Genomic DNA, 6,113 nt, shown 5'->3' on the forward strand with positions numbered 1-6,113 from the left:
TCGCTTTGCTATCGAGTTTGAAGGGAGGTTTCCCATGTAGTTATTTATCGCTTGACACAAACTACTTTACAAACCCATTATTTCTTCTACACGCCCTAAATCTTTTAGAACTTTAATTGCCTCCCAACGGTCATACATTTCTTCTTCTTGAATTACTTTGAGCAACACAGGACTTATTTCTGTAGCACCTAGTCTTCCCAATACCGCCGCTGCTTCCCAACGCATATGCGAATCTTTATTTGTGAATTCCTTCAGCAGATAGGGAATTACTTGACATCCAAAACCTTCTAGTCGCTTGATCACACTCGAACATATATGAAAACTGATCCCATAATTATCCTCCGTACATTGCTCCAGGGTAGTGCGCATAAAATTTGCTTCCCTGGTTTCAGGGCTGACTGCTGTTGCAGGTAGCGGCTCTCATCCTCTAGTACTTCAAGTAATGCAGGAAGTATCTGTGATTCAAACTGCTCTAGTACTTCAAAAGTCATCTGACGAGCATTTCTGCTGAGATTCTTCAGTGATTTGAGCAATTCTGGAACTGCTTCTACAGCATTCAACTTACCCAATGTAATTGCTGCTATCCAACGTACTTGTTCATTGTCATTTTCCAAAACTTTAAGCAAAACAGGAATTGGTCGATTAGCAAATAGATTAACAAGCTCTTCTGTTGTTTGCCAATCAGTAGCATCTTCATCAGGCAGTTTTAATGGCTCCATCGAATAGTCACTCTCATGGATTTCTATATAGAGGGCTATTGCTTCAGCACATTCAGGACTTGTGATTGCTTGATCTATTAGCTTTAACGCGCAAGCTACTTTATTAGAGATAGTGCCTGTTTCATCTTTTGGTTCTTGTAGAAGTGTAGAAATGACAAGACTCGATCTTGTTTCCCCCAAAAGCTTTATCTTTAACCATTTGGGTACTTCTAATATGTCTATCTTGCTGACTGTTATCTTCTGAAGCTCCGACTTTACTTCTCCTGCCAATCGCGCTCCGAGTCTCGAATCTACTTCCAACGCCAACTCTACTATTTTCTCCGCCAGTTCTTCATCCAAACAAGCCAGCATTAGTGCTACAGGTTCCGTCCACTTCAAAAAATTTAGGAAGTCTCGTTGCAGTGTCTTAGGCTCTAACTTCGGCAACTGCTCTAGCAACGCCTCTGCCGCATAATGCTCCTGAATCAGTTGATGCCGAAACTCTAGCTCTTCGCTGTTCGTCCCTGCCTGAATCAAATGATGCTTTTGCAAGTCTCTCAAACACTTCCGAGCAAAATCTTCTGCAAATGGCACTTTCTCATTTAGAAATTGCGCGATCGCTCTCACCGCTTCTTCCTTTGAGATCGCAACCCGAAACTCTGTCGGTTTCTCCCCCTGCATCATCACCCATGCTAACTGTTGCAGCACAGGCTTCCACCAAGTCCGATCGCTCTCAATCCGCGCATCCTCTTTCAAATACCGCTCATAGCCCTGCGTAAACTCCCGAAACACCATCCCCAAATTCTTTGGAATCTGTCCCGTCTGCTGAAACAGGCTACATAACATCCACAGCAGCAAAGGCGTTTGTCCAAACTCTCGCAATCGATCCTTTAGTTGCCGTAGCATTTCCTCTGCTTGCTCTGGCACATACGATCGAACAAACGCTTGCATCTGCGCTTCGGTGAGCGGCTGCATTTCTAATTTCTGCTCAATTCCCAGATCTCCCCCAAGACTCAAATCTCGTGTGGTGAAGATCATCGGTAGTTTCGGATGGTTGCGTCGAAAAGTGGAAAGCTGCGATCGCGCTTCTTCCGAAGGCAATTCATTCACCCCATCGAATAGGAGTAGAGATCGCGCCAACACCAGTTCTAATGATTCAACGCGCAGCTCATGTCGAGCGAATGAACTGCGAATTAATTCTTCGATCGACCTTTGCCAATAGCGCAATTCCACCAGAACCGGAATTTTCGCCTGTGGTTTCGTCGCCTCTTCCAGCATCAACCGCGCCAACGCCCTAGACTTCCCCGAACCCGGTTGCCCGACCAACAATACCTGCTGGTCTGCATACTTGCGAATCCCTTCGAGAACTGGAAATCGTTCAACTTTCTCTGCTTCTCGCTCTTCCCGCTCTTCTCGCTTCACCGTCTGTACGGTCAAGCCAAAGTCAAAAAACGGGGACACGTCCTTCGACTGTCGTTGTTTCCCTTGGGCATCGGTCAACGTGTAAAGCTGCCACCACTTGGCATAAGCAGCACGAATCGATTCAAGATAGGGCTGGAAATCAGGAATCATTGAGAGGGCAACGAAGGACGGGGCTTGTTCTCAATATTACACGCCGCATTTTCTATAACCAGGATCTCTCAATGATTTCTTTGACTAGAAAATTTCTGTTTGTCGTTGCGATCGCAACTCCCCATTCAAGCCTCATTCTCAGCATTGCAAGATATCACCGTGCTGCACAAGATTCGTAAAATCGTGATAGAAAACAAAGTGACATTCTGTTCCCTGCACGATCGCATTATGGCAATATCCGACTATTCTGAACCCCTCACTCAACTCCTGACTCAAGGCGAATGCAAATGGGGCGGCGTTGACTCTTGGATTGACTATCCAGCCTTGGGAATCACCTCAAACGACATTCCCGGCTTGATTCGCATGGCAACCGACCCTGAACTCTACGACCAAGACGGCGACGAGGCAGAAAGCTGGGCACCCGTTCACGCGTGGAGAGCGTTGGGACAACTCCGAGCCGAAGCCGCCATCGTGCCATTACTGCAACAATCGCTGGAGTATGAGGATCACGAGGGTTGGCGAGACTGGATGACCTCAGAACTGCCAACCGTGTTCAGCATGATTGGCGCACTTGGCATTCCAGCATTGGCAGAATTGATCCGCGATCGTACAAAATCCGGTTGGCAGCGGACAATTCCCGTGGAAGGGTTGGAGAGAATCGCGAAAACGCAACCGGAAGTCACCGCGCAGTGCATCGCCATTTTGCAAGACGAGCTGGCTCATTTTGAGGAGAATGACCCTGAAATGAACGCATTCGTGATTGGAAGCTTGGTTGAGTTGCGAGTCATGGAAGCCGTTCCTCTGATCGAGCAGGCGTTTGCGGCTGAAAAGGTAGACGAATTGTTCAATGGAGATTGGGATGATGTGCAGGTCAGTTTGGGCTTGAAATCACCCGATGAAGGGCCTCGAAAACGCTATGAATTGCCACGATCTCTGATAGAGCGCGATTCTTTGCCGATTGCCTTATCGGGATTTGATGCGACCGACTATCAGCGGCAAAAAGCCAAAAAGAAGGCGAAACGGAAGCAGCAAGCAGCGGCGCGACGCACGAATCGCAAAAAGAAATAAAGCCGTATTCCCACCGTTCTACCGAAGATGTTAAGCGAAATCTTATGGCTGAAAGAAACTCATAGAGCTAAAGTTCGGGCGGATGCCAACCTGCCAGAATCCAGTAGCTGCGAACTGTCAAGGCATCAGGATCATCATTCAGTCGGATCGCTGCAATGGTTGCCCGTCAGATCGCAGTCAATCCTTCTACTCTCAAGCCACCCTCGATCCAGCGAAAATGCTCTGTCCAAACCTGCGATCGCGGATTAAACAATGATACGCTCTCTCTAGTCTCCGGATCGATTGCTTCAGTTTTATCTGCTTTGTATCCATTGCAAATTGGACAAGCCAACCACAGATTTGACTCCTCGCTACTGCCGCCTTTTGACGCCGGAATCAAATGCTCAATCTCCAATCGTGCCATGACCAGAAATTGCGGACTCAAACAGTACCCACAGCGATTCTGTGCAGCCTCACGGACTTGTCTTACAACCTCAACCGAAATATAAGGACGGTTCATGTTCCTAGCCAATCGCAGGACGCAAACCTCGTTCCACCGCAATCTTCCAGGCTTCCGCCTTCCGCACTAATCCACGGCGATAGCGCTGTAATAGATGATCTAGATGCGATCGTTCATCTGAACGTAGCTGATTTTCTCTCTGTTTCCCCAAAAGGTCGCTGAGTTGCGTTTGCTCCTGCAAAGATAATTCTGAGTCGCAGAGCGCTAATACCTGAGTATCAGACAGAGAAGCGATTGCAGGTTCCATACTGCCACGAGTCAGCCATTCTAACAGCACGTCTTCCAAAGGGCGTTGCGTCAGGGTCGCCACTTCATGAACCTGTTGCGCTAATGAATCTGGAAGGGTTAGCGTGACTCGCTCTGCCATAATGCTCTCTCAGATTGACTTCTTTATTGTACGGCGATTCCTCAAATGCCTACACGTTTGGTCTCGAAGCACGAGGGGTGCGACCTCTACCTGATACTAAAGTGACTCAAGCCTCCTGCTGATAAGGTTTTTGAACGATTTCACAGTAGTCCTTTTGATTATTCATTGATCAATTTTACAGGCACTCAAAACCCTTATGGAGCAAAAGGTAATCGGTTTTTTCCAATGTATCGGATGGAGGTCGCACCCAGCACGAGGATCTCTTCCGCCCGTCAAATTCGAGGTTGCTCTCGTCGTTGAGCGATCGCAATCTGCTTGCAGAGATTTCGCAGAGATCACAGAAAATGTAAAGGGACATTTGGGGACTCCGCGCACGATTGTTTTGAGGAACGGCGACATGGTTTGGCGAACAAGTTTGGGCACACGATCACTAGAAGACATTGAGGCAGCATTGTATCTCGAAGCAGTGCAGAGTGCCGTAGATTACATTGAACTCATGAATGATGAATTGGATATGAAAACGGGCGATCGCATCTTCGATTCCGCTAATATTCATCAGAAAGTTGTCATCCTTCACCGCTGTCTCTCGGCACTCTTGGAGCCAGAAGTCGAAGCCCCAGAGTTGAACAGTGTTCTCGAAGCAGGCGCTTATTTTCCCTTTGCTTATCTACAAATGCGGGTAGAGGAAGAAATCGCAGAAGAAGATGAATGGTCAGATGAAGAGGAAGATCTGAAGTATGCCTACCGTCGGCTGCTTTGGAAAGCGTTTGAAGGATTTGTGCGTCCGCGTTGGGAATCTGCGATCGAGGAATATGGAGCGCGTGAGGAAGAGGCTGATTTTAGCGATCACTCCACCAATCTCGACTTGTGGGAAGAAATTATCGACGAACTCGCGGATCGAATTTTCTGGGATCGAGATTGGCAAGTCAGTTCGATCGCACCCCAACTGCTCGACGGCATCGAACCAGAATTTAGCCAAATCACAGGGTTAGATGAGGACTATGTTACGAATCGACTGCCAAGCGTGACCAAGGAAGAGGCTGCGATCGCGTTGGCTGAAATCCGAACGTGGAAATTGTCTTAAACGCAAGCTCAACTGGAGTATCAAGCTTTAACGAGACTGCGATCGCAATCGTTGGAGAACGACTCGATTACAATAGAGAGAATAACTTGTAGAGCAAGGGCTGATGTCTCAAACTGTTCCAGGCGCTGTTTCTCGGTATGTGGTTCGGGATAGAGAAGCGTTTTTGCAAGAACCGACGATTGTGGCAACTCAGGTCACAGTACGAGACATTGTGGAACTTTGGCGATCGGGAATTGCACCCGAAGAAATTCCATCTCAGCTATTTGATCTCGTATCTGCGGCTCAAGTATTTGATGCCCTTAGTTTTTATCTAGATAATCAGTCTGAAATTGATGGTTATATTGAGTGGTATCGCAGCCGTCCGCCGCTGAATGTGCCTGCAAGGTAAACTCAGATCTTGCAGCAGTCTCAACAGGGAGTTGCAAAACGGCTAAAAGTCTGTAAGAAAGGGCGTAGAAATAGCTGAATTAGGACGGTTATGGAAACCATCTTGCAACACGCCCAAGGATTAGTGTACGCCCTGCTTCACTTGATGCCTAGCCCCTATCAGCGCGCTAGTCTCAGTTCTCTTTTAGGACTGTTTTTAGAGGCGCAGGGTCATCCTGTCCCTCAGGGGTGCCAGACGAAATCTGCTAGCGCGTTGAGCCGCTTTCTGAATCACTCCGAGTGGTCAACTCGTTCGGTGCTGAGAACGACTCGCCACCAGGTGTTGCAGCAGATGAGAGCGCATCTTCCAGGCTCTGGCAGTCCCCTGAAAGTATTGATTGACTTAACCACCTTGGAGAAGTGCGGCAAGTTTCGGCACCTGGGCGACCCGACCGAGGA

General features: G+C 48.0%; 7 protein-coding genes and 1 pseudogene. 4 read left to right on the top strand and 4 right to left on the bottom strand.

The window, feature by feature from the left end:
- Window positions 1-66: 66 nt before the first annotated feature.
- Together C7B65_RS27545 and C7B65_RS26410 are read right to left on the bottom strand one after the other, a co-directional pair.
- A complete protein-coding gene (locus tag C7B65_RS27545) occupies window positions 67-303 on the bottom strand; it encodes a HEAT repeat domain-containing protein (protein WP_073075312.1) in 237 nt (78 codons plus the stop codon).
- Window positions 300-2,270 (bottom strand): NACHT domain-containing protein, encoded by a 1,971-nt coding sequence (locus C7B65_RS26410; protein WP_073075313.1) that lies wholly within the window; start codon window positions 2,268-2,270, stop codon window positions 300-302. The genes C7B65_RS27545 and C7B65_RS26410 overlap by 4 nt, the downstream gene beginning before the upstream one ends.
- A gap of 99 nt (window positions 2,271-2,369) precedes the next feature.
- Between C7B65_RS26410 and C7B65_RS26415 the strand changes: the two genes are divergently transcribed.
- The gene (locus tag C7B65_RS26415; protein ID WP_083583270.1) at window positions 2,370-3,338 is read left to right on the top strand and encodes a hypothetical protein; all 969 of its coding nucleotides are present in this window, start codon (window positions 2,370-2,372) and stop codon (window positions 3,336-3,338) included.
- Window positions 3,339-3,504: 166 nt separating this feature from the next.
- Here the strand turns inward: C7B65_RS26415 and C7B65_RS26420 are convergent, their stop codons facing one another.
- Both C7B65_RS26420 and C7B65_RS26425 read right to left on the bottom strand, forming a co-directional pair.
- Window positions 3,505-3,837 carry an HNH endonuclease gene (locus C7B65_RS26420; protein WP_219898752.1) on the bottom strand — a complete coding sequence of 111 codons (333 nt, stop codon included), beginning with the start codon at window positions 3,835-3,837 and terminating at the stop codon, window positions 3,505-3,507.
- Window positions 3,838-3,841: 4 nt separating this feature from the next.
- Complete coding sequence (locus tag C7B65_RS26425; RefSeq protein WP_073075314.1) at window positions 3,842-4,204, bottom strand: hypothetical protein; 363 nt, start codon at window positions 4,202-4,204, stop codon at window positions 3,842-3,844.
- A gap of 397 nt (window positions 4,205-4,601) precedes the next feature.
- On the opposite strand from C7B65_RS26425, the gene C7B65_RS26430 reads away from it, so the two are divergent.
- The 3 genes and pseudogenes from C7B65_RS26430 to C7B65_RS26440 all read left to right on the top strand — a co-directional run.
- Entirely contained in the window at window positions 4,602-5,288 is a 687-nt protein-coding gene (locus C7B65_RS26430) for a hypothetical protein (protein WP_106254238.1), read from the top strand.
- Window positions 5,289-5,391: 103 nt separating this feature from the next.
- Complete coding sequence (locus C7B65_RS26435; RefSeq protein ID WP_073075316.1) at window positions 5,392-5,676, top strand: DUF433 domain-containing protein; 285 nt, start codon at window positions 5,392-5,394, stop codon at window positions 5,674-5,676.
- Between the two features lie 90 nt (window positions 5,677-5,766).
- Window positions 5,767-6,113, top strand: a pseudogene (locus C7B65_RS26440) (IS701 family transposase); the annotation flags it as partial.

It is taken from the genome of Phormidesmis priestleyi ULC007, assembly GCF_003003695.1.
In the GTDB taxonomy this organism is placed as follows: domain Bacteria; phylum Cyanobacteriota; class Cyanobacteriia; order Leptolyngbyales; family Leptolyngbyaceae; genus Phormidesmis_A; species Phormidesmis_A priestleyi_A.